This window comes from Mucilaginibacter gracilis (assembly GCF_003633615.1).
Classification (GTDB): domain Bacteria; phylum Bacteroidota; class Bacteroidia; order Sphingobacteriales; family Sphingobacteriaceae; genus Mucilaginibacter; species Mucilaginibacter gracilis.
This window is the reverse complement of sequence record NZ_RBKU01000001.1, coordinates 2282158-2307736: the sequence shown is the minus strand read 5'-3', so window position 1 is coordinate 2307736 and position 25579 is coordinate 2282158. Positions and strand designations below refer to the sequence as shown.

Genomic DNA, 25579 nt, shown 5'->3' with positions numbered 1-25579 from the left:
CAGGGTACCCTGCAGGGCCGACGCATTAGGAATTTGTTTTAGCGATTAATGAAAGAAGAAATTTATGGTTCCACCCGGCCATTTTTCTTTTTGCTTTCAGGCTGGCCTTACTGGTTTTGTCGGCTTTTAGGATATTTAGGGCTATCTTTCTGACTACGGCAAGGTTTTGGGCGGTCTGTTTGTTCCGTGTGGTATTGTAATCTTCGCCAAATCCGACATCCAACTGCCAGTGCAATTGGTTCTCAATGCCCCAATGTGCGCGGATGGCTTGGTTAAAATAGGCAGCATCAGCACGGAGGCTGGAGATATAGTAGCGGTCTTGTATGGAGTGGCTGTCACCTATTATCCTTTCCGAGGTTATTTTGATGATGGTCTTTATTCCCTTCCAATTTTCCTTTTCGTCAACCCAGTTAAGTTCATGAATGACTTTGCAGTCTCTGATCTCCGCCCGCCCGTGGCCCTTATCCAGGTGCTGGCTGTAACTGTCTTCTTTAAAGTTGAACTGATTGATTACCTGTTCATAAAGTGTTTCCTGGTTCTGTTTCAAAGCAAGGATATAATCGCCCTGGCTTTCGACAATCTGTTCAGCAATCGCTTTCTGTGTACCCATTGCGTCGATGCTTACTACCGCCCCTTTGATGTTCAATAGCGATAACAATGCTGGGATCGCCGTAATCTCATTGCTCTTGTCATCCACTTTTTGTTGCCCCAGTACCAACTGGTTACGACCCGACCAGGCGCTTACCAAATGCAAGGCCCCCAACCCCTGGTGTTTGCAGGCGCTGTTACAGATGCTCTTTCCATCGATAGCGATCAACTCCTTTTCGCCAGACAGGCCCGACTCCTCAAGACCCCGGCTAAGTTCCGCTGTCCAGGCACGAAAACACTGTTCAAAAAGCGCCGAATCGATCAGCATAAAAACCCGGTTGATCGTGTCATGACTGGGTATGCCGTTTTCAAGAGGCAGCAACTGCTTTAAAAAATCTTCTTTCTCCTTCCCGAATTCTTCCATCTCGTACCAGCTTTCTGCACCACATAGAACGGCCAATACCGACAAAATGATAACTTCCAGTAAATTGTGTTTCTTATTATTACCTGTACGAGGATCAGGTATCCATCTAAAATGATTGTGAAGTGAAGTCGTCATATGCTTTTACAAAGAAAAAACGCTAACCCGACTCTAATCCTCCCGAAACCACAAAAGTTATACCTACGTTTCCAACACTTTGTTCATAACCATATCAACTTTTAACTATTCTTATGCGTCAGCCCTGGGGTACCCTGGCGATTTAGAATCTCTTCTTTCAGCTCACCACCCCAGTATTCTTTACAAGCTCTGAAAATGTTGAAGCTATCAGATACGCAAGCAACGGTGCCAGTTGGGAAAGTACGGATCACATGTTTAAAGATCTCCAGTTCGCCATCGCGACCTAATAAAGTACAAATGCTATGTTCGGTTGCAGGGATGCTTAGTCCGTAAACTTTGGTAGCATCGTAGTAATTAATAGTCATCCCGCTGCCGGCCAAATTATCGCTTCCGCTAAAGTTGATCAGGTGAGCCGCTCCGCCAATTTTGGCGCTTTCCACGCTGCTCACCCCACGGAAACCAAAATCATTCAGTACAAAATCAATCCCGGCTTCAGCACCTTCTGTAGCATTCATTGTAGAATCGGGTTACTACCTTTCGTATCTGATTGCTTAGGGTTGCTACTGTACAGGGGTACCATACCTGCATCAATAGGGTTTCCAAAAAATTGGTGAGCCAGTAGCATTCAGGGTCGGTATTTTCAATGGTCATCAGCACATTACTAGTTGGAACGGCAATACCCTCGGCTACGGCTTTTATTTTTACGGGCAGGTGGCCGTTGTATTTATCAAGGATGTATTGAAATTTTGATTTATCGAACACATCATCGCGGCCAAATACCTGTTGCAGAAAGCCATCGGCTTCGTCCAGGTCTTGCTGAGTAAATGCCGGACCTTGCAGGTATTCCTTTAGGAAATATTGCAGACCAAAGAAGATGGTGTCATCAAACATGCCGCCCCTGCTTTCCAAATAACTGTAAATTTGGGTGGTACCGGGGTAGTAAAATTTATGGTGAGCGTATTTGTAGGCGTCGGCCAGTAGGATCAAATTTTCGCGTTTCATGGTATTAGTTTTTAAGGTATTTGGTAATAATTACTTTAAACATATCTAAATGCTCAGGGCTAATGGTTTGGTTCTCCATCATCTTTGGCAAGTCAGCCACCGGGAACCAGTCCAGATCAATAATGTCATCCTGAGCAGCAGGCGAGCCGCTGATAAAATCGCAACTAAATAATAAAGTGATAATCTTATCAGCTTCGTTACGGTAACGCCAGTCGTTTATTTTTGCAGATATTTCGTAGCTCATTTCACCGACTTCCATGTCACCACATTCCTCCATGAGTTCACGTTTAGCCGCTGCTTCATAACTTTCATCTTCAGGGTCGGCAAAGCCACCTATAAAGCGCCATTTGTTGTTCGTAGCTTTTTTGCCTAACAGTATTTCCGTTTTGCTATTCCTGAAACAAGCAATATCAACTGTCGGATATACCTTGGTGTACTGGTTATACAAGGCATATAGGATACCTGCACGGAAATCGTTGGAATCGAATACCTTATCCGCATATTGTTTGCGTAACTCGGTGGCGTTATAATCGCCATGTTCTGGTAATTCAATCGTTTCAAACCTGCCTGAGTAGTAAGGAATGAAACTATCCCGGCTGCCAAACAGGCTAAAGTGCTCATTCGGGAAAACGCCTTTCAATAAGCTATCAATACTATCCGACCAGGTTTTATCGCTTGGATGATCGCTTATCGGTAACACAATTACTTCCGGATAATCTTTCTTGATCATCTTTTCGCGGGTATAATAATCATAAGGGTTTTTGCGGCTGCCGACCAAAGGACTTACACCTAATAAGATAATCAGTTTTACATGGTTCTCTTTAACCATACTGATCAATTGCTTGTGGCCCTCGTGCAGATATGGGGTTTGAAAGCGTGCGATGATTACTGCTGTCTTCATGACTATTTGCGTTAATTATACGCAAATATAAATATGCGTTTTAAATACGCAAATTATTTTTTTCATTTATTTTAATTTTCAAAGATTTATATCTCGAAGTTGATACCTTCTTTTTGTTGCTGGAAGTATTTTTGCTCGTTAAAGCGGAAAAGATTACCGGGGCGGCCGGCACCGTATAAGGCTTGTTTTTCGGTAGTTTCCTCTAAAAAACCAAATTTTGTTATTTTCTTTTTAAAGTTACGCCGATCAATGGGTCGGTCGAGCACAGCCATATACAGTTTTTCCAGTTCTGAGAAGGGGAATCTTTCGTCCAGCAGTTCAAAGCCCACCGGTTGGTAAAGCATTTTGCTTTTCAGACGCTCATGCGCGGCATTTAAGATTTCCTGATGATCAAAAGCCAGTGGAGGAAGCTTTTTTATATTGAACCAGCCGACGTCCGCAGCATCGGTATCGGCATGCAGTTCAAAGGCATCAGGTTTAACCAAACCATAATAAGTGATTGAGATTACCCGGTTACGCGGATCACGCCCTGGCTTGCCGAAGCTGTAAAGTTGCTCTAAGTAGTTGATGTTAACGCCTGTCTCCTCTTTCAGCTCACGCTGAATAGCGTCTTCTAATGCTTCATCGTCACCAACTAACCCTCCGGGAAGGGCCCAAGTATCTTTAAACGGCTGTATATTACGTTTGATGAGAAGTACAGACAAGCCTTCTTTGGATGTGTATCCAAATACGACGGCATCAACGGCTACTTTAATATTTTGCTTGGTGGGCATATTGCAAAGTTATCAATCTGTGTAAAGCAGGCAAGTAAAGCCTAATTGAATCAGGGCTGACGCATAAGAATAGTTAAAAGTTGATATGGTTATGAACAAAGTGTTGGAAACGTAGGTATAACTTTTGTGGTTTCGGGAGGATTAGAGTCGGGTTAGCGTTTTTTCTTTGTAAAAGCATATGACGACTTCACTTCACAATCATTTTAGATGGATACCTGATCCTCGTACAGGTAATAATAAGAAACACAATTTACTGGAAGTTATCATTTTGTCGGTATTGGCCGTTCTATGTGGTGCAGAAAGCTGGTACGAGATGGAAGAATTCGGGAAGGAGAAAGAAGATTTTTTAAAGCAGTTGCTGCCTCTTGAAAACGGCATACCCAGTCATGACACGATCAACCGGGTTTTTATGCTGATCGATTCGGCGCTTTTTGAACAGTGTTTTCGTGCCTGGACAGCGGAACTTAGCCGGGGTCTTGAGGAGTCGGGCCTGTCTGGCGAAAAGGAGTTGATCGCTATCGATGGAAAGAGCATCTGTAACAGCGCCTGCAAACACCAGGGGTTGGGGGCCTTGCATTTGGTAAGCGCCTGGTCGGGTCGTAACCAGTTGGTACTGGGGCAACAAAAAGTGGATGACAAGAGCAATGAGATTACGGCGATCCCAGCATTGTTATCGCTATTGAACATCAAAGGGGCGGTAGTAAGCATCGACGCAATGGGTACACAGAAAGCGATTGCTGAACAGATTGTCGAAAGCCAGGGCGATTATATCCTTGCTTTGAAACAGAACCAGGAAACACTTTATGAACAGGTAATCAATCAGTTCAACTTTAAAGAAGACAGTTACAGCCAGCACCTGGATAAGGGCCACGGGCGGGCGGAGATCAGAGACTGCAAAGTCATTCATGAACTTAACTGGGTTGACGAAAAGGAAAATTGGAAGGGAATAAAGACCATCATCAAAATAACCTCGGAAAGGATAATAGGTGACAGCCACTCCATACAAGACCGCTACTATATCTCCAGCCTCCGTGCTGATGCTGCCTATTTTAACCAAGCCATCCGCGCACATTGGGGCATTGAGAACCAATTGCACTGGCAGTTGGATGTCGGATTTGGCGAAGATTACAATACCACACGGAACAAACAGACCGCCCAAAACCTTGCCGTAGTCAGAAAGATAGCCCTAAATATCCTAAAAGCCGACAAAACCAGTAAGGCCAGCCTGAAAGCAAAAAGAAAAATGGCCGGGTGGAACCATAAATTTCTTCTTTCATTAATCGCTAAAACAAATTCCTAATGCGTCGGCCCTGCTAATTGAATATTTTAGGTGAATTAAATTAAAATTCTATCTTTGCATCCAATTCCTGATTTGTTAATCTTTTAAATATCGAGGAATCATGACAGAGCTACGCTACATATCGCCCCTTTCGCTCATTGCCCATTAGGTAGGCAAACACTATGCTTTTTTATTAAAAATAAGTTGAGGCCGCTTTAGCTGCCACATTGTTTGTTTTTGCCTGCCGAATTAATTTATTGGGTTTTTTGTTGAGCGCTCATAAAAAGGGTATATCCTTATTCAAGGACGAAACGGAGATCCAATAACATTTCAAAGCAAAATTAAATACCAAGTGTGATGAACACACATGAATGGCCGCGCTGTATCAAAACGGCACGGCGCAAAAGGCGGCTCGTAAAAACAGATCGTGATAAGCAACTAATCCAGCTGGACAAACGGCGCGATGAATTATGGGAGCAAAAAAGGCTTTTGCCAATGGTTCCGCTTGAACACCCGTATCAACGTGGCTGGAAACGTTTTTTTGTATTGCGGGATGACGTGAAGCATAGTCCAAGGAAGGACTTTTATGAAGCCTTGTTACCGAAAATCAATACAGTTGAATATCATCAGGACAGATCCTTCAAACGGAAGAAACGACGCAAACAACGCTACGTTTACCATGTAAAAGCGCAGATGCTGCGTGAGTTATCGCAGCATAGCTGGGATGTAAACAGGATAACTTTAACCGAAGAGGAAAAGGTTTGCTTTACCCGTGTTGAAACCTTTGATGTTAAAACCTACCGTACCGAGGTAAAATACGTGTTTGCCGAGCCCTGGCGATATGTGCTGAAGGTAGCGCCGCATATGGTAACGCATACCAAAATGTTGGATGCGGATATTGAAAGGGAGCTATCGTACATCGACGACCATATCGATAACCATAACCTGGCACCACGTATCGATTTACTGACGCGTGGCAGGGGCTATCACTGGAACGGCTGGTATTACGAGCGCGCCAAATACATTAACAAATTTAAAAACATACCCAGGAATAGCCCTAAAGAAGCTTACCTGGAATTAGAAACATAACCCACATGGGCAATTTAAGAACAAAAGATTTAAGTAAAATAGGTTACCATAACGATCAGCTGCGAAGCCTGGTTATTGGCATAGCCTCTAAAAATTTCAAACACCATAGTAAACAGCAATTGCTTGACCTGCTGGTGAGTATTAAGAACGATCCGGAAGCATTTCTGGATGATGAATTAACAAGCAAGATAGCCGAAAAGGTGATCGGCAAAACGGATGCGCCATTGTTTAAGACGTATGAACTGCGGGATGAACCGGTGTTTTGTAAAACTTATGGCGGAAAGGGTATTGAGCAATCAGCCAAAAAGCAAATGGAGCTGGCTAATCTTCTGCCCGTAAGTGTACAGGGTGCATTAATGCCCGATGCGCATATGGGGTTCGGTTTGCCTATCGGTGGCGTTTTAGCTACAGATAACGCAGTAATTCCTTACGCGGTAGGTATGGACATTGGTTGCCGCATGGCGTTGTCCATTATCGATGAGAGCGACGGCTTTTTGAAACGGTTTGAATACCAAATCAAACAAGCCATAAAAAATCACACTCATTTTGGTATGGAAGGTGGTTTAGATGTAAGACAGGAGCATGAAGTGCTGGACAGCCCTGTATTTAGCGAGATCCCATTTTTGAAACCGCTCCGAAGTAAAGCGGTTAGGCAATTGGGCACATCGGGCAATGGCAACCACTTTGTGGAGTTTGGCGAAATAGAATTATTAGCTGATAATACTTTAAGTTTACCCGCTAAAAAGTACACGGCTTTGTTAACACATTCAGGTAGTCGTGGATTAGGATCGGCAATAGCAAGGCATTATACGCAGATTGCCATGAATACTTGTAAACTGCCGCGCCATGCACAGCAATTGGCATGGCTGGATATGAACAGCGAGGCGGGTCAGGAATACTGGTTAACCATGACTTTGGCTGGCGATTATGCCAAAGCCTGTCATGAACGTATTCATGCTAACCTGCTAAAAGCATTAGGCTTGAAAGCTTTGCATGTGGTAGAGAACCATCACAACTTTGCCTGGAAAGACCAGTTGGCAGATGGCCGGGAAGTGATCATCCACCGAAAGGGAGCAACACCTGCTCATAAGGGCGAATTAGGTATTATCCCCGGTAGTATGACCACTCCCGCTTACCTGGTATCGGGCAAAGGAACCGGTGATGCTTTATATTCCGCGTCGCATGGCGCGGGGCGAGCCATGAGTAGGCAAAAGGCTAAGGACAGTATGACGGTGTCTGCTATGAAAAAAATGCTGACCAATGCCGGCGTTACCCTAATTGGCGGCACGGTCGAAGAGAACCCCTTAGCTTATAAGGATATCGAAACCGTGATAGCAGCGCAAAGCGATCTGGTTGATATCGAAGGCAAATTTTATCCACGTATTGTTAGAATGAATAAGGAGTAGTGATGAAAAAGATGATGATACAGATCACCTCAGGTAAAGGCCCTGCAGAATGCTGCCGGGTTGTAGCCTGCGTGCAAAACTTGTTGATGAAGCAGGCCAAACAGCAAGCCATTCAAATTGAAGTACTGGAAAATAAAGCCGGCGAATTAAATGGCACCTTACTATCTGCAACCATGATGGCAACCGGCCATAACCTGGATGCATTTGTAAAGGATTGGACTGGCACAGTACAATGGATAGCACAAAGCCCATATCGCAAATACCACAAGCGGAAAAACTGGTTTGTGGGCGTAGCCGCTTTTGATGTGAAGGAACTGATGCAATGGAACGTTAAAGATGTAAAGCTGGAAACCTGCCGCTCATCCGGCCCTGGTGGGCAAAATGTAAACAAGGTGGAAACTGCTGTGCGGGGAACCCATTTGCCATCGGGCTTACAAGTTATGGCGATGGACACCCGATCTCAGTTAGAAAACAAGAAACTTTGCCTGGCCAGACTGGAAGCAAAAATAAAGGTTTGGCAAACAGAACAACTGATAGCACAACAGCAGAGCCAGTGGCAGGAACATAATGCCTTAGAGCGGGGTGGTCCGATTAAAACGATAAAGCAAGATTTGTTTTAGCCAGACCTCAGTTAAGTTATTTTTAAAAACGAGAAAATGTCATTATATATTTAGATAGGCCGAAAAAAGAATAATCTTTTAGATATTACTAAGTAAGTCACTAGTCAAGAATAAATTAGAATCTATGATACAATATAGCTTTCTAGATTTACATAAGTGTAGACTTATGTAAATCTAGAAACTTAGAAATACAGATTTCTGTATTTCTAATAATTGAGTTGAAAGATAGATATGCAGGAGATTACTCTCCAAGAGCAACTAAGGTGTCAAATTGCTATTGTTTTTCTTGAGCCACGCCCAAAATTCTTATAGTACTATCTTTTTTATATACACGTATTGAGGAACTTGATGAAGAACTATTGCAAAAATTAATTAGGTTCTATTTTTAGCGTCATACATTTTGTATCCATGTTGATTTTCATTTACCGGGTTGTTGTTTTTTCTTGCTGGTGTGAGCCGAAGCTAAGAAATCACGGAAATAACTGCATTCATGCACGGCGACTTGATAAAACCGGGTTCGGGAATAGCTTTTGCGAAGCTCTGTAAAATAGGGGTTTCTTCTAATCTCATCTTGGTATGGATCGGCATGTCCCTGGAAGTATTTATGGTGCACAAATTCATCGTCCGCGCCCTTATAGCGATTTTGTTTACACTTGGCAGCCATAAAGGTGCATTGGCCTTTGAACTCTGGATCATTGCTCAGCTGTCTTGCCTTTAAGAAAAGCTTTTCGGCATCGATGGTTTTATTCAGATCTTGGTCGTAATAAAGTGGCTCCCTGCGGTTTTTTTCAATCCAGGAATCAGAATAGGCATAGGCGATCATGAACCAGGCATTGCCATAACGCGAGGTGTTGTACAAACCCGTAGCCATCGCAAATGTATACCGGGCAGCTTTTTGAGGATTACGCTTAACTGCCATTTGAAGATTATACATTGTTTTGGCAAAGCGGTATTTGGAATAGCCTCCCCGTTTTCCCTGATGATAGTTTTTAGGGTAATCATTGAGTTGCACCACAAAAGGATTGCTTTTTAGTCTTGGGCCATTATAGTATTCAAGGGGGAAGTCCTTCGGGGAATACTTTTTGATTTGGCTCAGCACCGAAACGGCCTGCTGGTAGTTATGCTCGCGCAAGTAGGCTGTTCCCAGTAAATTGTATAAGCAGTCAAAGGATGTCCGCTTTAATCCGGACGTCAGAATTTTGGCGTATGGGGTATTCTCTCCCTTTTTCTTGTATTTCTTGTAGGAAATAAGCTGGCGGAAATTAGAAGAATGCAGGTAATTCTGCCAAAAATTGATGGTCGTGTAATCATTCCAATAGTTCTGGTGATAGCATGCCAAGGTATCTTCGTGCAGCTTGGGCATGCCTTTCAGCATCGACAGCGCTGCCTTAGTTGTATCGTGCCGCGATAAATACATTGGGGCCAATAATTTTTGATAGACATCCCGTGCCGACCAGGTGAATCTTTGCAGCCTGCGCTCTCCCCCGTAGTCCTGGAATGCTTTTATCCGCTCACCGTTGGTGATGGATTCCTGTTTAACCTTTTGATCCAGCCAGGACAGGGAGGGCGCTAATTCCTGCTCAGCAGCACTATCGAGTCGCTTAATCTTTTGCGTTATCAGTAGCAGCTTAACCAGTTGCTTTTGGTCATGCATCTTGATAGCTAATCCGGCATCATCTACCTCGTTGATGGCGGTAAACCCGGCTGCATTTTTACCGGTCATCCATTCCAGGTAGGCTTTTGTGATCATCCCCAGCTGTGGATTTCTGCATTTTTTTTCTTTGGCTATCATCGTGCAGAAGCTTCCAAGCTCGCTGATGTATTTGCCCATGTTTTTGGCTTTTTTTAAGGAATCGTTCCAGCCATAATAATCACCATCCAAGTTGTCATAAGGTAGATGATCGGTTAGCTTAGGTGTCAAGTATCCGGCCTCCAGCTTGTTTACCTCGCGTGCCAGTAAAATCTCAACAAAGGGTGAGCGGGGAGCGGTTTGGTAAACCTTTTTCAAATACTTGGTGCTGAACCGGGGTGTATAAAAACCGTTCATGGCATAGACAACAGCTTTCTCGTCATTACTCCTGGCGAAAGCGATCACCTCGCTTTCGGGCACCTTATTAGCTACATAATTTTGATAGGCCTGAATGCGCCTTTCTGGGAACCCTGTGAAAAGCTTGGAGAATTGATACGCGGACTTAGCGGGATCGCCCGTTCTCCACTCTTCACCGGCCCTTAATCCAAGCGTTAAGCCTTTGATATAGTAGCTGGTTCTGGCATTGGCTATCTGTTTCTCGTAGATGTCAATCGCCCGTTTATTTTGTCCGGTGTAATGGAACAAACGCTGCGCCTGGTAATAATACCTTGTCTTTAAGAATTGATCCTTTACAGAAGACGCTTCCTTTAAAGCATAGGTCGCATTTTTGAGCAGATAGGCGGTATCCGCAGGTTCAGATCTCCAGGGATCTTTATAGCTTACGGCCGGTTCGATAATTTTAACGAACCGATAATATAGCAGGGCTGCCTTGTTTTTTCTTAATGCAGGCAGAAAAGTGTTCCGCTTGAGGCTGTCCGGTAGCCCTCTGTTTAAATTCAGGTATCCTTGCAATAAAACACTGTCCGCTGGATGATTGAGCTGATACATCACTTTCTTCACGTCGGAAGCTTTTACTCTACCTTTTAAATAGGAAGCCCATTCCCAAGCATTAACGTCCTGTTCATTGACCGGCTCATCCACATCGTATAAGGACTGGCTGCTTGTAAAATAAAAAGCGCGATACGCTTTGCCCCCGGAAATGTTATTGTGAAAGAAAGACACGCCATAGTCATAAGGATCGGGCTCGGGGCCGCAGGCCAGGATAATCATCACGGCGGAGCAGGTCAGGATTAACAAGCATAAAAAGTAAAGAAGCGCTTTTTTCCAGGGAGACATTGGTATCAATACCTGTTGGTTCAGGTTCAATAAATATAATTATTTTTAATCCTTCCGCGCAAAACAAATAAAGATAATTAGCTTTCGGTAGTTTGCAGCTTTTGAATGATTTTTTTTAGGGCCTCAGTGGCTTCCCAGGCTTTGAATCGCTTCATGACCAGTTCATTATTTACTTTATTTTTGTTGACAGATAACACTTCTGCATAGATCTCCAAGAGCTTTTTACATCCATTTATCGGAACATAACTCATCTGTTCGATGGAGCATTCTAACAGGATCTCCAATGCACGGTTATGCTTTTGGGATATCTGGAACATATGGGCTATGACAAGATCTGTAAAGCGCTTTAAAGGAGCCAGTTCTATTTGCTCGTGCTTGCCGATGATCCTGCCAAGTGCCCCGCTATCCATGCTTCCCTCTGTTACGCCTTTGATCCATGATTCAGCGGCATAAGTCCGTACGGTTTTATCACTGCTGATCATACAGGATGCTACAAATAAATCAGTAATAGAACTATTACTGTAATTTAAAGTTAATAGCACTTCAAGTGCATAAATGATTAACTTTTTATCATTCTCACCGGAAAAGTCCACATATTTTAACCCTTTGTTAATGATGTGAGCGAGCAGAATTTGCGGCTGATTTGGATTAAGGTAAAGCAGGCGTTTGATGTCATTGTGCTCAGCCGAGATGTAGTCAAATTTGAGTTCAGTATAATCATAGATAGACAAATCTGTTTCTTTTTTAGCAGGGATCTGAAGGATCTTAATTAACGCCGTTTTAAAAACTGATGTTTTTTTTTGTTTGTCACCAAAGTCGATCCTGATGATTTTTCTTTTAGCATGTACATCAATGTTTTTGCGCAGGTTATAATCATATTGCTGTGAGATGTAATTCTCCACTAATGAATTCCATGCGAAATCACCGGTAAGGTAAGCATCCGTTAAACTGGTATAGCTAGCCCATTTCGTCAAATTACCTGAATTTCTTACTACGCCAGCCACCAGCCAGGCAGATTTAAGCTTGGAGCCGTCTTTCGGTGACTGTTCTTCGCCAAAGACTACTCCTACCAATTCCCGATATTCACCGTGAAGTTTAGCATTTGCAATTTTGAGGGCCTCTGCCTGATCAATCGTAAAACAACGCGCTATCGCGACCTGAAAGTCCATGTCACCTGGAATAACATTAGCTTTCTGATAAAGACTGAGGCGCTCAATTAATGCGATTGTTGAGACCCGGCAAGGTTCATGCGTTGGCGTAGACAGTAAGGGCAGACTTTTATTTCTCTCCAGCATAAAAAAAGCATTGAGCAAGATATGCTTATGTGGTTTGTATCCTGTAGAATGTGTATAAATCTCCCATGCCTTAATGCTTCCGAGCCTTATTTGATAGCTATTCCATTTAGCCTTTTTTTCTTCCTCTGATTTGACAAAAGATTGATGCATTAAGCGAATGGGCTCAGCGGCTACAGGGTTAAGGCTAACCAGGAGCTGGCCATAGCTTGTGAAAAACTTCGCCAGCATGCTATCTAGGTAACCCATTGTGCTGGCCCAATCACTGGTGATTATTTTATAAGCCCGTTGGAAGGCGGGCATTAACTTGAGGATATTACCCGCTGTCATCTGATCTTGAAATTTCAGGATACTCGCAGGTAACAAGTCAAAATGATACGTTTCGTTTTGATCAAATGACTGGCTGGCTAAGAAGACGAATTCGTCAAAGTTTTCAGGCAACTTTATTTCCACCAGAGCTGTAGCTGCTTCCGGTAGCTGATCTTCAATTAAAGCATCGCTGCTTATATACTCCTTTGAAAAATCGGATAAGATGTGGCGCGCTTCTGAAAACAGGCTCTCATAATAAGCCTGAAGCGCTTCTTTAAGCGTTTCAGAATTGGTGTCGCCATATTTCTGAAGCAGCTTAGCCGCTCTGAGCTGCAAGTTATTGTCCTGGTGTATAAAAGCCTGGCAGGCAATCACACAGATTTGCTCCTGCTGGTCAGGATACTTTTTGGCCAGCTTATCTAAAACCATCAGAGCTGAGGAAACCGCTGTTTTAGATTCAGCCGTCAGTACCAAAGGTACATGGTCAAGGAATGGTAAGATTGCAAATTCCGGATCAACCACCAAATCCTTAAATAATTTCAAAACAACGTTATAAGGTTTGCTATTGGCGGAATTAAAAGTGTTTAACAGTTCGTTTTGGAAGTGCAGCAGTTCACCTTTGGAAGGTTCCAGAAACATAAAAAAATCCATAAACCAATTCGATGCTGATTGGTTAAAGTTCTTTGTTGCACATAAAATACTTTCATTTAACAGCCTCTCCCTGCTGATCTTTCCTTGGTTAGTGTAAAGTTTCAGCGCATTCATCCATCTACCTGGAGCGGAGTTGTCCTCGAATTGCTTGTAGTTTTCAGCGGCGTGTAAGTTGGTTTCAAATTCAAATAAATACCAGAGATGTTCTTTTAAGGTCGATTCTCTTTTTAAAAGATTTTCGGGGTGGTACTCAAATTTCCAGGTCTTTTCTTTTCTTACGAAAATAAGCTCCGGTAAGATTTTCGCGACCATTTGCCGGTTAAGCTGCAAATAGCCCTGATCGATCAGATCCAGATACCAGTTGTAATCAAAGGGCACAAACTCCTGCTGGGATAGCTTGTCTACATAAGTATTGAACCAGTCCGGACAAAACCAGGGTAAAATTGGTGTAAGTTTCTCGCGGTTAATGATCCCATAGGAAACACTTTGCTCAAAATCTTTTTGGTTGAAACAAATAAATGCGGCAGTGCTTAGAATCAAATTTTGAGCTTGCGATCCCCTGGAAGAATAAGACGAGCTTGTTCCCTGCTGTACAAACTCCGAATAGTGCTTCTGGAGCTTTTTGAGGGATGGCCCCAATTCTTTTTTTTGCGCTTTGTCCAACCCCTTCAAAAATGGAATGACTTCGGCTTCCTTCGCAACGATACTCGCAAACTCTTCGGTGACGGTCATGGCAGTCTAGTTAAGTATAAGTTTTTTAACTGCTAAAATATGCTTGCAGACACCGCGCTCTCCCTGGTTTTTACTGAACCAGGTACACGTGCACTGCTCCTTATCTCCGTTAAGTATAACGATATGTTTTACGCCGCTACCTTCCACCTGTGCTTCTACTTTATTATCATGTTTTGCAATAATTTTTACTTTACCCTCCGCCAGCAGTTTCTCGGCATCCTTTAGTCTTGGATTAAGGCTCATAATCCTGCTTAGCTTGAACGGAAGCCTTCTGTAGAAAAAATTATTTTCGTCCAGATCATAGCCCAGTAGCCCGATAGCCGATAGCCTCCCGGTTATATTTTCTACTTTTTTCAAATCTAAACCTTCATTTACGGCGAGTAGGGTCGCATTAAATTCCTGGTTGGCATAACTGTAGTTGTCTACCAGTTCTACCCATTGGTCCGGCACATCTTCAATCAAAGATTCCAACGCTGCCCCTTCACCCGAAAATCCGCGCCAGGCATCCCTGGATAAAGACAAGGTGAATCTTATCGCCCCGATATAAACCTGCCAGGTCGTTGCCTGCATAGTGGTATGCGGGAAAACTCTCAACTCATCCGCCATAGCCAGCAGGGGTTCAATCAGTTTTAACCGGTGTATGCCGCCAATTGTTATAGCATCATTAGATTTGACTGGAGAAAATATCGGCTTGCCCCCCCGAACCAGTAAATAGTAATCGGTCTTAGGTTTACCGGCTGGTATTGATTTAAATAACTGCAAAGCCTGAAGCCGGTTGAACGAGTGTACTTTCTCAGACTCTGAAAGGAACATCTGCACTGAAGTTAAACCCTTGATCCATTTTACTGGAAGCGGTACTTTACGTTCGATTACCTTTTCATTTTCGCGATGCAGGCCTACCTCTTTCTGACCGATAGAAAGTAAAACGTTTTCGTTTTTGCGAATACCGCTCAAGGCTGAAAGCATCGGTTGGTTGAAATCTACATTCGTAGTGCCGTTTTCCAGGAATTCACCATCGTGCCCGTCCCCTAAAACATCTACCCGCGCGTATACACCAGCACAATGCGAAAATCCCTCGAACCTGATTTTCTCGTTACCAGCTGTAACAATAGGGTCCTTTAACAAGGCAAGCTGAAAAGGAGATAAACTGAAACTAGACTGCACCACGTTAGATAAGGCCAGCAGGCATCGCGCAGTAGTATATGGGTCAGTCAGGCGACCCCAAAAAAAACAGGACGAATTTTTCTTTTGAACCTCACTGTATTTTGCCAAAAACAACTCATCTAAAGAGTTTGCTTTGTTCAAAGCAGATGATTTATTGTACTGATAGGTAATAGTGTCTGACATGGTGACAAGGAGTTTAATAGTAAACTAAAATAGATAGAATTTACTTGAAATACGATAAATCTATTTAACGCGAGAGAATTCAGGAAATAAAGAACATACATTGCTTTGAGATTAATCTTCAATTTACGAATCGAATTACATTTCTTTATCTTGGATAATCACCACATTCCATTAGCAGCATAAAATAGTTGAGGTTTGAGTGCTATAAGCAATCTTTAGCAACCATTAATGTATTCAGATTTAGTTTCTTACATTTGTATCACAAAAAACGCTTTAAGTTTTGAGCCATGTAATAGTCCGCGCATAAATCATTTATGATCTTTCCCATCCCGGGGAAGGAAGCGACTTTTTATTTTCTAATTTTAATCTTGAAAACATGGCTTTATCACAAAAATATGGTCGTACCTATCATTATCCGTTTTCGCCGGGCACAACCAGCGACGACCGTATAGCGCACGACTATTGGGAGCATCTACAACGCATCCCAAACTTAATACATACAGAAAAACTGGACGGCGAAAATAATTGCCTGTCTAAACTTGGCGTTTTTGCGCGCTCGCATGCGGCGCCAACTATATCACCATGGACTGAAAGTCTCAGGCGATTCTGGCAGATGGTTAAACATGACCTAGGCGATCTGGAGATCTTCGGAGAGAATCTGTATGCGATACATTCTATAGAATATCGTAAACTGGAGCATCATTTTTATGTGTTCGGCATACGAGAGCACGACCAATGGTTGAGCTGGGAGGAAACTCAGTTTTATGCCAATATGCTTGATCTGCCTACTGTTCCAATCGCTAAAACCGAAGCGACGCCGAAAGATCAACAGCGGTTTGAAGCCGAAATGCTGACATTGGTAAACGGTACGGGTGCGTTTGATCCTTATGATGTCTATGATCAAAAAGCAACTACCATGGAGGGTATTGTTAGTCGTAATGCCGACAGTTATGCTGTTGATGCTTTTGCTCAAAACGTATTTAAATATGTACGAAAGGGGCATGTTAAAACCGATGAACACTGGACTCGCAACTGGAAACGTGCACCATTAATTAACGAAAGGAGGAATTATGTGGACCTTTAGTGAACACAAAGATTGGACATATCTTGAACAGCGATTTGACTGGATAAAACGTATGAACGAAGTTCAGCAAGACCCACGCTATCACGCCGAAGGCAACGTGGCTATACATACGCAAATGGTACTGGCGGCATTGAAAGTAGAACCGGCTTTTCAGGTTTTGTCCGAAGATGATCAGGAAATATTATGGGCAGCCGCTTTATTACATGACGTTGAAAAATATAGCACTACGGTTTTTGAGACTGATGGCAGCATTACATCAAACGGTCATGCCCGTAAAGGTGCTCAGTTTGCAAGGCAATTGCTTTACATAAATGAGCCTGCGCCTTTCGTCATTCGCGAACAGATCGTTGGTTTGGTACGCCATCATGGTTTACCCATATGGTTGTTTGAAAAGCCAGACCCATTGAAGGCCTTAGTAAAAGCCAGTATGGAAGTCAATACCCAATGGTTAGCTCTGCTGGCTCGTGCCGATATGTTGGGCCGCGTTTGTGACGATCAGGAGGAAATGCTTTATCGCATCGACTGCTTTGAAGCGTTTTGTCAAGAAAATGATTGTTGGGGTAAAGCACGGGCGTTTACTTCGGGGCATGCACAAATGTATTATATGCAACATGATGATGCTTATCTGGATTATGTTCCGTTTGATGAGCCTGCGTTTGAAGTAATTTTGATGAGTGGTTTACCCGGTGCGGGCAAAGATACTTTTATTAAAAAACATTATCCGGATTGGCTGGTCATTTCGTTAGATCATATGCGTGTCGAACGGGGTATATCTCCAACAGATAAAACAGGTAACGGGCAAGTGATACAGGAAGCAAAAGAACAGGCGAGGGTTTATCTGCGCAAACAAGAATCTTTCATCTGGAACGCAACCAATACCACCAGCCAAATGCGAATGCAACTGATTGATCTGTTCACCACCTATAAAGCAAAGGTGAAGATCACCTATGTTGAAGTACCCTATGAAAACCTCCATGGACAAAATAAAAGTCGTGATGCCAGAGTACCTGCAGCGGTTTTAGACCGGTTAACTCATAAACTGGAAATACCTGCGCTGTGGGAAGCGCATGAATTAAGCTACCATGTAAGTTAAGAGCTGCTCGACCGCCTCATAAAGTTTATGAGGCGGTCTTTTTTATGCCCGACGGTTTAACGCGCACTTAATGATCTTGCATATTGACGCTTTTTTTTAGAAATGAGACTGTTTTAATATTTAGTTAAATAGTTTCATTACCAACAATATTAGAGAAACATAGCAATTAGAAATTACTGAGCCTGCATTTAGGTACCCATGTTTTTGCTAAAGCCAATATTATTCGTTTATTTTAAGGATCATGCAATTCAGCGAATTTTTAAACAGTTTATTCAGCGAAGGCCGGGTAACCGTTGCCCGCGCGTTAGCCGACTTTAACGCCGCTGACCTGGAGGCTTCGGCACGGCTGATCGCTGAGCTCGACCGGACCGAACGTCTGGAGATGCCCGCTGAATTACCTGGGCTGAACAAAGATGCCGCGCTTTGGGCGGCACAATACCTGTACCGCTCCATCCAGTTCGTGTTGTTACGGGAACTGGAAGCAGAGCTCATGGAAAACTATTTACAACCTTATACCGGAACGCTGGATGACTCGGCGATGTGGTCTGTCGATCTGCTCTTCCGCCACCTCGGGCCGCTGTTCAAATTTAGCAGCGGGATCTCGCCGGACGACCCGCTTGTTCAAAGACTGAAAGAAACAGCCGCGGCCTGGCCATTGTCCTCGGTGGGACTGAATATCCAAACCATCGCCGATACGCAACCTATTTTAAACAACGCCGCCTTGAAAACCATTTATCTTGACCGCATTATCGCACACCGGGATCTGACCCGCCTCGGTGAGCGGGAACAAGTGGCGCTGACAGAAACGATGGGCCTGTACCAGGAACAATTCTGGCCGGGGCTTGAATTCAATGAATTAACTAAACATGACTAAAAATACTACCCAAGAATTTGCGACCGTCGACAAACTCCAGGCCGTTCTGCGGCACCTGAAAGAATTATTTGTCGGCAAAGACGAGATCATCGACCTGATGGGCATTTGCCTGGTGGGTAGGGAGAACCTGTTTCTGTTGGGCCCTCCGGGCACCGCAAAGAGTGCGACCGTAAGGGAACTCTCCAAATTACTCGATGGCAAAACCTTCGAATACCTGCTGACACGATTTACCGAGCCCAATGAACTATTCGGCCCGTTCGATATCCGTAAATTGCGGGATGGAGAACTCGTGACCAATACGGAAGGGATGTTGCCAGAGGCTTCGCTGATCTTCCTGGACGAATTACTCAACGCGAATAGCGCGATCCTGAATAGTTTGCTCATGGTCCTGAACGAAAAGATCTTCCGCCGCGGCAGGGAAACCCGACAGTTGCCTGCCCTGATGGTGATCGGTGCCAGCAACCATTTACCCGAGGACGAGGCCCTTCAAGCCTTGTTCGACCGCTTTTTGATCCGGGTCCGCTGCGATAACGTCGACCCGCAACAACTGAATGCTTTACTTGACGCCGGCTGGATGCTGGAACAAAAGGCTGCCGGCGATAAGCCAAGTATAGCTACCGAAGATATCCGGCAATTGCAGGGACAAACCTCTTTGGTCGACCTGAGCGGTATCCGCAAGGACTATATTGAACTCATTCAAAAACTCCGCAATTCTGGCCTCGCAGTATCCGACCGCCGCGCGGTCAAACTGCAAAGGCTGATCGCCGCCAGCGCGTTGATCTGCAAACGGGAGAAAGCCATCGCATCAGACCTGTGGGTCCTGCGCCATATCTGGGATACGGAAGAACAGCGCGAGATCATCTGCAATATCGTGAGCGCCGTCGTGGACCTGAGCGCTAAAGAAGAAGCCAGTCACCCCAGGGCCTCCCTCAGCTCTGTTCCTAACCCGGACGAGATCTATAACGAAGTGGAGCAACTCAGCCAGCAATGGCAGGAAGAGATCTCCATGGCAGAGCGATCGGTCATCAAGGACCGGCTTGCCCACCTGAACAGCCGCTGTGGCTGGATCGGCAATGAAGAGCAACGAAATTATGTACAAAAGCCCATCGATGAGCTTTGGAAAAAGATAATGCATACCGCCTAATGGAAAAGATCCTGGTATTGGAAAATAAATACGGCGATACGCTGGGCGGTCTGCGTGGCATCCCCGGCTTAAAAGCCGCTACCGATGGGGATCTGATCTGGCTCCGGGGTATCGCTGTGGGCGGCACACCGGATAAACGCATCGCTTCCTTACCTGTTTTGCACCGCTATACCGCCGATCCGGTGGAGCGATTGTTTCCTGACCAACAGAAAACGCCGACCGGTAAACTCCCTAAATTGGACTGGCAACCGATCAAGGCCTTCGTCCCGATCGAGCTCCCGGTATCGGCAATGCCCGGGAAATTGTTCCTTCCGGTCACGATCCGTTTGTCCCGTTCAGCCGTTGTGCAGGAGGTCTTTGCCTTGATGACGGACCTGAAGAGCTGGAAAGCCTATGCGGAAACCGCGGCAGGCACACGATTGCAAACGTTAAGTTTCGCTGTTTCAGGAAAAGGTGAAGTGTTAGTGATCGGACGCCCTTTGCCGCAATTACCCGGCAAGACTTTTTGGCCCCGGGACCAAATGCTTTTGCCAAGTGGTTACGACCTCGACCCGCCTGTATTAGGCGCACTCGCCGAGGCGCCAAAAGAAACATTGATGCTGTTTGAGCCTGATGGTAACTGGCAGGCCATCCCGATCGCTCATTTTCAACCCGCACGCCGCAGCGCGGTGCGTCTAACGGAAACGGGCCATGACTGAGCATGAAATCAAAACCATCCGTTATTTCCAGGGGATGAACGGTTACTTTTGGAAATGGGCCGAAGGAGGGGATGTCCTGGAGTTTGCCAACGGCGGCACGATCTGTTACCGGGAGGACCTAGTCTTTATTTTAGATTCACTCGAGATTTCCGCCGAGATCACCATCGGAACGGTGCTGCTGCTGCTTTGCGCTTGTAAGGACAATTCCGAAACCTTATTTGAACCGGGATCATATCTGCAAAGGCTCGGATACCGATCTGATTACCAGGAGACCGAGCATATGGTCGCCAAGCAAATGATCCGACAGGCACTCGAGCTGATGAAGTTAATCAACGGCCTTCCTTTTGAATGCCGCTCAGGCATCAAACGCGTGACCTTGTGCCAGGCGGTGCTGGAAAACTCAAACAAACAAGACGGTAAACCGCTCAAGAGCATTCTGAAAACATTCCGCGGCGGTTCGCTGGATGAGCTTATTTTTAACCGAAGTCTTGATTTTGGATTTACTGCACTGCAAACCGATCTGATGCCGCTGGCCTTCGCACTGGAACAATTTAAAGATACGGCTACGCTGGAAATGAAACTGCGGACCGGGATCACGAATATCCCCGTAAAAGCAGCTATCCCCTTGCCGGCTCCGGCACCCGACGACCTGATGGCGACTTTAACCGCCGATCTGAAGACGGCCGGTTTGGCGCGTTTGGCGCACCAGATCAGCGCGGCACTGAATATCCCAATGCACCTGAGCGGTAGCAGTGACCAGTCTATCGGCGGCGTTTCCGATATCAGCAACCGGGGGCATTTTGATAAATTATTATTGAGTGAACTGGCACAGGACGACCTGCTGCTTACTGCCAGGCTTGCCAATAACGAAGCTTTGTTCCTGCAGCGTGAAGAATTACCCGATCAGGCGAACCAGGAATGGCATATTTTATTAGATACTACCCTTAAGATGTGGGGCATGCCCCGGGTATTTGGCCTGGCGGCAGCGCTGGCTTTTAGCGAAGGGCGCAAACGGGATCCTTTGGATGCCTGGGCTTTGGGGGGTAAAGTTTCCCTGCCGATGGAACTGCATACCAAGGAAGGTATTTTAACGACGTTAGAACAATTGGACCCTGCGCTTAACTGTGGGGCGCAGCTCAAAAAACTGGTATCAGATACCGTTACTGCCAAGGCAAAATATATCCTGATCACCGGGCCGCATTATCGGGAAGATCCCGCTTTTATGACCGCCTTTGCCCAGGTCAAGGAACAACTGGACTACCTGGTCGAGGTCAATCGGGACGGGCATATCGCTTTATACGAGACCCGGGGCAAACGCTATAAACTGGCGGCCACGGCCCTGATCGATCTGGAGGAAACGCTCTTTAACCGAAAACGGCCCGCGCAGCGCAACTATAACCTATCCGGCTTACCGGCCATGCTTTCCGAAACGGACTTCCCGCTGCTATTCCCTTCATCCAAGATCAAGCTGAAGCATGACAACACTTTTAAAATGAGCACAGGGCAAACAGCGATCATTACCCAGGACCGGCGGGTATTATGCTGGACAGAGAAAGACCAGGGCGCCAGGGAACTCGTCGATCAGCTTGATGCCGGAGATTACTACTGGGGACAGGTCAAAACCTACCTATTCATTTTGGTCAGAAACCTGCCCGGGGCTTATCTCAGAATCTATCAGGTGGATTTGGAAAATCCTAACCTGATGATCCATGAACTGAATAACATTAAAGCCGAAGAGGTCAAGTTTGATAACGGCTTGTTCCATATCGCACGCGTGGCCGACGTTGTCTCCGTGGACCCGCTGACCGGGCAGAGTATGCCGACGGCTATGGATAGGAAACTGTTCAAAGCCTTACCGTCGATTCCACATTTCCAGGTGCTTAACCAGATCAAGAAACTGATCAATAACGGCTACAGTGTGATCAATTCTGCCAAAAATATTTATGTGAACACGTCTGGCAGACTGTATATCGATCAGCGCGAGATCCGGCTCGACCAGCACGGTCGCAATATCAGTCTGAAGGACAATAGCCTGAACTCCCTTGAAACAGTTAAACCTGTCAAACAGGAAAATATCGAGGTAGCACACCTTCCTTATATCAAATTCACTAAATTTAGCTGGGCGGATGGCAGCGAGGCCGTACTGGACTCCAGGGGCTTTTTGCATTTAAAAAGCTCGGATGCGGATATCCCGGAGAGCAGTATCATCCTGGTGATCGAAAAGACGACCGCCTGCTGGAGCGCCGATGGTAAGATCACCGGTTCGTCGTATTTTACCGGCAACCGTCAAAGCAATGTGATGCTGGCCGCGGATTTTTACCACACCTATATCGAACCTTTTATCCGGCAATTGAAATAAGATGCAGCTCAAACTTCGCTATAACGAACACAGCAAACGGCCGCTGGCCGGTGCATTCTTGCAAGGGGCTTCGCCTGCGGGCTGGTTCCGGGAACTGGATACCTGGAAGGTCGATCTCAATGGTCTGCGTTGTTATGTCCTCCCACAGGGTATTCATGACGATAGCGGGTCCGGCCTGTTCGTCATCTTCGGAACGCAGCAGCCGCCCGCGGCTTTGGTTCGTTACCCTTATGGACGCATGACAGATAAGCTTTATTTACCCGTACAGGCAGACCTTTGGCCCGTAACCGGTGCTGATGAGCTCAAGGCTTTACTTTTATGGGATATCCAGGTCTTTCACCCCAATATCGGGCTGGTGGGCTTTGAATCCAAAGACGAAGTGAAATTAACCGACTTTGTTCATTTATCTGCACCCAGACCGTCGGACTGGAGTTTCGCGCACCCGGGTTTGACCCCGGCGCCTGTCTTACAGCAGATCGGGCTGAAGGTTGAAGACGAGCCGGAAAGCGTAATGGAAGCGATCAAAGAGGATGTCGGAAGTAAATCGCTTGACCAGATCCCTTCTGCCGATCCGGACGAAACCGCCTTACAAAAATATGGTAAACAGGCAACGAACTGGCTCGCCCAGCTGGGCCTGTATATGTTACTTCTGCTGGCGCTGATCGGCAAAATCATTTTTGCGCCACTATCTTGGTTCTTCTCTGGAGCTTTCCCCCGTTCCGGTTCCTCTGGCGGGTTGTTGCACAAGATCGAGCAATGGGTCGGGCAAAAACTGGCTGATATCGAAAAACAGCGCGATACCGAACTCAAGCGTTTAATGGACCTGTTTGATAAAAATAGCGATGAGGCGTTACAATATGCTATTCCGCTCAGCAGCCCTTATTTGAACCGCGGGAGCGCTCCGCAATCGGGTAAACTGACCCGGCGTCAGACGCAATTTAATTTGCGCAACCTGGGTGGTGGTCGCAGGGTGGACGGCTGGGACCTGAGCAATTACAACGCCCAGTTACGGGCCCGCTATATCAAAACAGCTAATGAAGCCGTCGAGCAGGGGAATTTTAAACGGGCTGCCTATATCCATGCGCATTTGCTGGGCGACTTTTATACCGCGGCCAATGTGTTGCAGCAAGGGAAAATGTACCGGGAGGCCGCGGCCTTATACCGGGATCACCTGAAGAACGAGCGTATGGCTGCCGAATGCCTGGAAAAAGGAGGCTTGCTCGAAGAGGCCATTCCGATTTATCTCCAACTGAACAACCTCGAAAAAGCAGGTGATCTTTACCTGATGATCGGCCGGGAGGAAAAAGCTGAAGCTTGTTACCGGGAAAAAGTGACCGAATTCAGGCAGGCTAAAGATTATCAAAAAGCAGCGGTCCTGACCCTGGATAAATTAAAGCAAAAGAAAGAAGCTGAATCCCTCTTATTGGAAGGCTGGGCGGATACCGGGCAGCCCGAAGCTTGCTTAAGCGCCTATCTGGAGCTACGCCATGATGATGAGCATGGGCAGCTGGCACAGGAGGTCAGGCAGGTCTATGCCCAGCATGTACCCCGGCTCAAAAAGACATCTTTCCTGACCGTGCTGGCAGAGATGAACCGGCGTTACCCAGAAGCGCAGCTGAATGAAACCTCGCTGGGCATCGCTTATGAGATCATTCACCAACAGGTTGAATCGGGTGATACCAGTGGCTTGAAGATGATGAGCAGTTTTTTGCCAGAAGACCGTTTGCTGAACGCGGATACCAATCGTTTTATCCAGCATCGCCTGCAATTGCCGCCGGTCTATACCAAGCCGGACTATATCCAGTTACGGAACAATACCAATTGGTACGCCATCATGACGTACCATGATCAGCTCATGGCGATCGGGCAGCAACAAGGAGACTTACATTATTTCAGGGGCAACTGGGAAGGAAAACAAACTTATCAATACCTGTTTAAGGTGGGATATAATGACTCGCCTTTGGCCCTGCTTGCCGACCCTGCCTTATCCGACCAGGTATTGATCGTTGGAGAAAAGATCAGCACGCATACTAACCAGCAACTCGGGGCTTATTCCTATTTTGAGCGGGAAGCAGTTTTACAAACGCTCGATTTTTTGCCGGAAGCTGCCCTTGGATGCTGCCTCAACGTGGAGAACGGGGTAAGTGTATTGCATTTTACCATCCATGGTCTGCAACTCAGCCATTTCAACAGAACGGGTGCATTATTGCGTACGATCGATATCGGCATGATGGATGAGCGGGTGAATCCCGGGCAAAATGGCTTTGACCCTTCGGCGATGGTTTGGCGCAAAGGTCATTTTTATTACGCCAAAGGGGAAATTTTATTGCGGATCAGCCCGGAAGGACAAACCGAGGCGTTGAGCATCGGTGCCCAGATCCTGAAATCGACCGTTACAGGGCCGCATACCGCGTTAAAGATCGCGTTGCTGACCACAGAGGGTTCCGTACTGGTAACCCCGACTTTGAAAGGGATAGGTGTCGCTTCTGGTTTCTTTGGGCAGGATATTGAAGGTCAGGACATCCGGCTGATGACCGATAACCGTTTGGTCGTTGCAGGGGGAAAACGCGCCGGCGTATTTGACATCAGCAAAGAAAATCCTACGCCCGAAGGTCTGATCGATACTGAAAATACGATCATCGCGATCGTGGCGATACCTAAACGGCATCATTGCGCCTTTCTGGAATATGATGGGCGAGTTTCGGTGTATCGCCTTGGCGATGTTTAAAACTACCTCAGGGGAAATAATCACCAAGTTTGGATTTAAGGATCATTATTACCCTAGTCTAAGAGAACGAGAAAATAATCTGGCCGGATGATTTACTATTATGGAAAGTGCTATCGTTATTTGGG

The 25579-nt window shown here is 45.7% G+C and carries 19 protein-coding genes; 11 read left to right on the top strand and 8 right to left on the bottom strand.

What is annotated here, in order from left to right; translation table 11 throughout:
* Window positions 1-25 precede the first annotated feature (25 nt).
* The 5 genes from BDD43_RS09805 to BDD43_RS09790 all read right to left on the bottom strand — a co-directional run bounded on the left by BDD43_RS09805 (window position 26) and on the right by BDD43_RS09790 (window position 3823).
* On the bottom strand, window positions 26-1147 hold the full coding sequence (locus BDD43_RS09805; RefSeq protein WP_121195558.1) for an ISAs1 family transposase: 1122 nt from the start codon (window positions 1145-1147) through the stop codon (window positions 26-28).
* A 101-nt stretch (window positions 1148-1248) separates the two neighbouring features.
* Window positions 1249-1662 (bottom strand): hypothetical protein, encoded by a 414-nt coding sequence (locus tag BDD43_RS30570; protein WP_246001517.1) that lies wholly within the window; start codon window positions 1660-1662, stop codon window positions 1249-1251.
* Window positions 1640-2149 carry a nicotinamide phosphoribosyltransferase domain-containing protein gene (locus tag BDD43_RS30565; RefSeq protein ID WP_246001515.1) on the bottom strand — a complete coding sequence of 170 codons (510 nt, stop codon included), beginning with the start codon at window positions 2147-2149 and terminating at the stop codon, window positions 1640-1642. The genes BDD43_RS30570 and BDD43_RS30565 overlap by 23 nt, the downstream gene beginning before the upstream one ends.
* 4 nt (window positions 2150-2153) lie before the next feature.
* Window positions 2154-3050, bottom strand: a complete 897-nt coding sequence (locus BDD43_RS09795) for an NUDIX domain-containing protein (protein ID WP_121197507.1) — start codon at window positions 3048-3050, stop codon at window positions 2154-2156.
* An 86-nt stretch (window positions 3051-3136) separates the two neighbouring features.
* Window positions 3137-3823, bottom strand: a complete 687-nt coding sequence (locus BDD43_RS09790; protein WP_121197506.1) for an NUDIX hydrolase — start codon at window positions 3821-3823, stop codon at window positions 3137-3139.
* A 178-nt stretch (window positions 3824-4001) separates the two neighbouring features.
* On the opposite strand from BDD43_RS09790, the gene BDD43_RS09785 reads away from it, so the two are divergent.
* From BDD43_RS09785 to prfH, 4 genes are all read left to right on the top strand, one after another.
* The gene (locus BDD43_RS09785; protein WP_121195558.1) at window positions 4002-5123 is read left to right on the top strand and encodes an ISAs1 family transposase; all 1122 of its coding nucleotides are present in this window, start codon (window positions 4002-4004) and stop codon (window positions 5121-5123) included.
* Between the two features lie 336 nt (window positions 5124-5459).
* On the top strand, window positions 5460-6191 hold the full coding sequence (locus tag BDD43_RS09780; protein WP_121197505.1) for a hypothetical protein: 732 nt from the start codon (window positions 5460-5462) through the stop codon (window positions 6189-6191).
* 5 nt (window positions 6192-6196) lie between these two features.
* A complete protein-coding gene (locus tag BDD43_RS09775; protein WP_121197504.1) occupies window positions 6197-7597 on the top strand; it encodes an RtcB family protein in 1401 nt (466 codons plus the stop codon).
* A 2-nt stretch (window positions 7598-7599) separates the two neighbouring features.
* Window positions 7600-8217 carry a peptide chain release factor H gene (gene prfH, locus BDD43_RS09770; RefSeq protein WP_121197503.1) on the top strand — a complete coding sequence of 206 codons (618 nt, stop codon included), beginning with the start codon at window positions 7600-7602 and terminating at the stop codon, window positions 8215-8217.
* A 418-nt stretch (window positions 8218-8635) separates the two neighbouring features.
* On the opposite strand, the gene BDD43_RS09765 is transcribed toward prfH, so the two are convergent.
* The 3 genes from BDD43_RS09765 to BDD43_RS09755 are packed head-to-tail and all read right to left on the bottom strand — an operon-like array spanning window position 8636 to window position 15474.
* Entirely contained in the window at window positions 8636-11173 is a 2538-nt protein-coding gene (locus tag BDD43_RS09765) for a hypothetical protein (protein ID WP_147425600.1), read from the bottom strand.
* Between the two features lie 47 nt (window positions 11174-11220).
* A complete protein-coding gene (locus tag BDD43_RS09760; RefSeq protein WP_121197501.1) occupies window positions 11221-14127 on the bottom strand; it encodes a DUF6493 family protein in 2907 nt (968 codons plus the stop codon).
* Between the two features lie 6 nt (window positions 14128-14133).
* Entirely contained in the window at window positions 14134-15474 is a 1341-nt protein-coding gene (locus BDD43_RS09755) for an SWIM zinc finger family protein (RefSeq protein ID WP_121197500.1), read from the bottom strand.
* A 376-nt stretch (window positions 15475-15850) separates the two neighbouring features.
* On the opposite strand from BDD43_RS09755, the gene BDD43_RS09750 reads away from it, so the two are divergent.
* From BDD43_RS09750 to BDD43_RS09720, 7 genes are all read left to right on the top strand, one after another.
* Window positions 15851-16558 (top strand): RNA ligase family protein, encoded by a 708-nt coding sequence (locus BDD43_RS09750; protein ID WP_121197499.1) that lies wholly within the window; start codon window positions 15851-15853, stop codon window positions 16556-16558.
* Window positions 16545-17651 carry an AAA family ATPase gene (locus BDD43_RS09745; protein ID WP_121197498.1) on the top strand — a complete coding sequence of 369 codons (1107 nt, stop codon included), beginning with the start codon at window positions 16545-16547 and terminating at the stop codon, window positions 17649-17651. The genes BDD43_RS09750 and BDD43_RS09745 overlap by 14 nt, the downstream gene beginning before the upstream one ends.
* Window positions 17652-17892: 241 nt before the next feature.
* Window positions 17893-18525: a hypothetical protein gene (locus BDD43_RS09740; protein ID WP_121197497.1), complete on the top strand. Its 633-nt coding sequence runs from the start codon at window positions 17893-17895 to the stop codon at window positions 18523-18525.
* A complete protein-coding gene (locus BDD43_RS09735) occupies window positions 18518-19669 on the top strand; it encodes an AAA family ATPase (RefSeq protein WP_121197496.1) in 1152 nt (383 codons plus the stop codon). Before BDD43_RS09740 ends, BDD43_RS09735 begins: the two co-directional genes overlap by 8 nt.
* Complete coding sequence (locus BDD43_RS09730) at window positions 19669-20367, top strand: hypothetical protein (RefSeq protein WP_121197495.1); 699 nt, start codon at window positions 19669-19671, stop codon at window positions 20365-20367. The genes BDD43_RS09735 and BDD43_RS09730 overlap by 1 nt, the downstream gene beginning before the upstream one ends.
* Window positions 20360-22726: a hypothetical protein gene (locus BDD43_RS09725; RefSeq protein ID WP_121197494.1), complete on the top strand. Its 2367-nt coding sequence runs from the start codon at window positions 20360-20362 to the stop codon at window positions 22724-22726. Before BDD43_RS09730 ends, BDD43_RS09725 begins: the two co-directional genes overlap by 8 nt.
* A 1-nt stretch (window position 22727) precedes the next feature.
* Window positions 22728-25454, top strand: a complete 2727-nt coding sequence (locus tag BDD43_RS09720) for a hypothetical protein (protein ID WP_121197493.1) — start codon at window positions 22728-22730, stop codon at window positions 25452-25454.
* The last annotated feature ends 125 nt before the right edge of the window (window positions 25455-25579 follow it).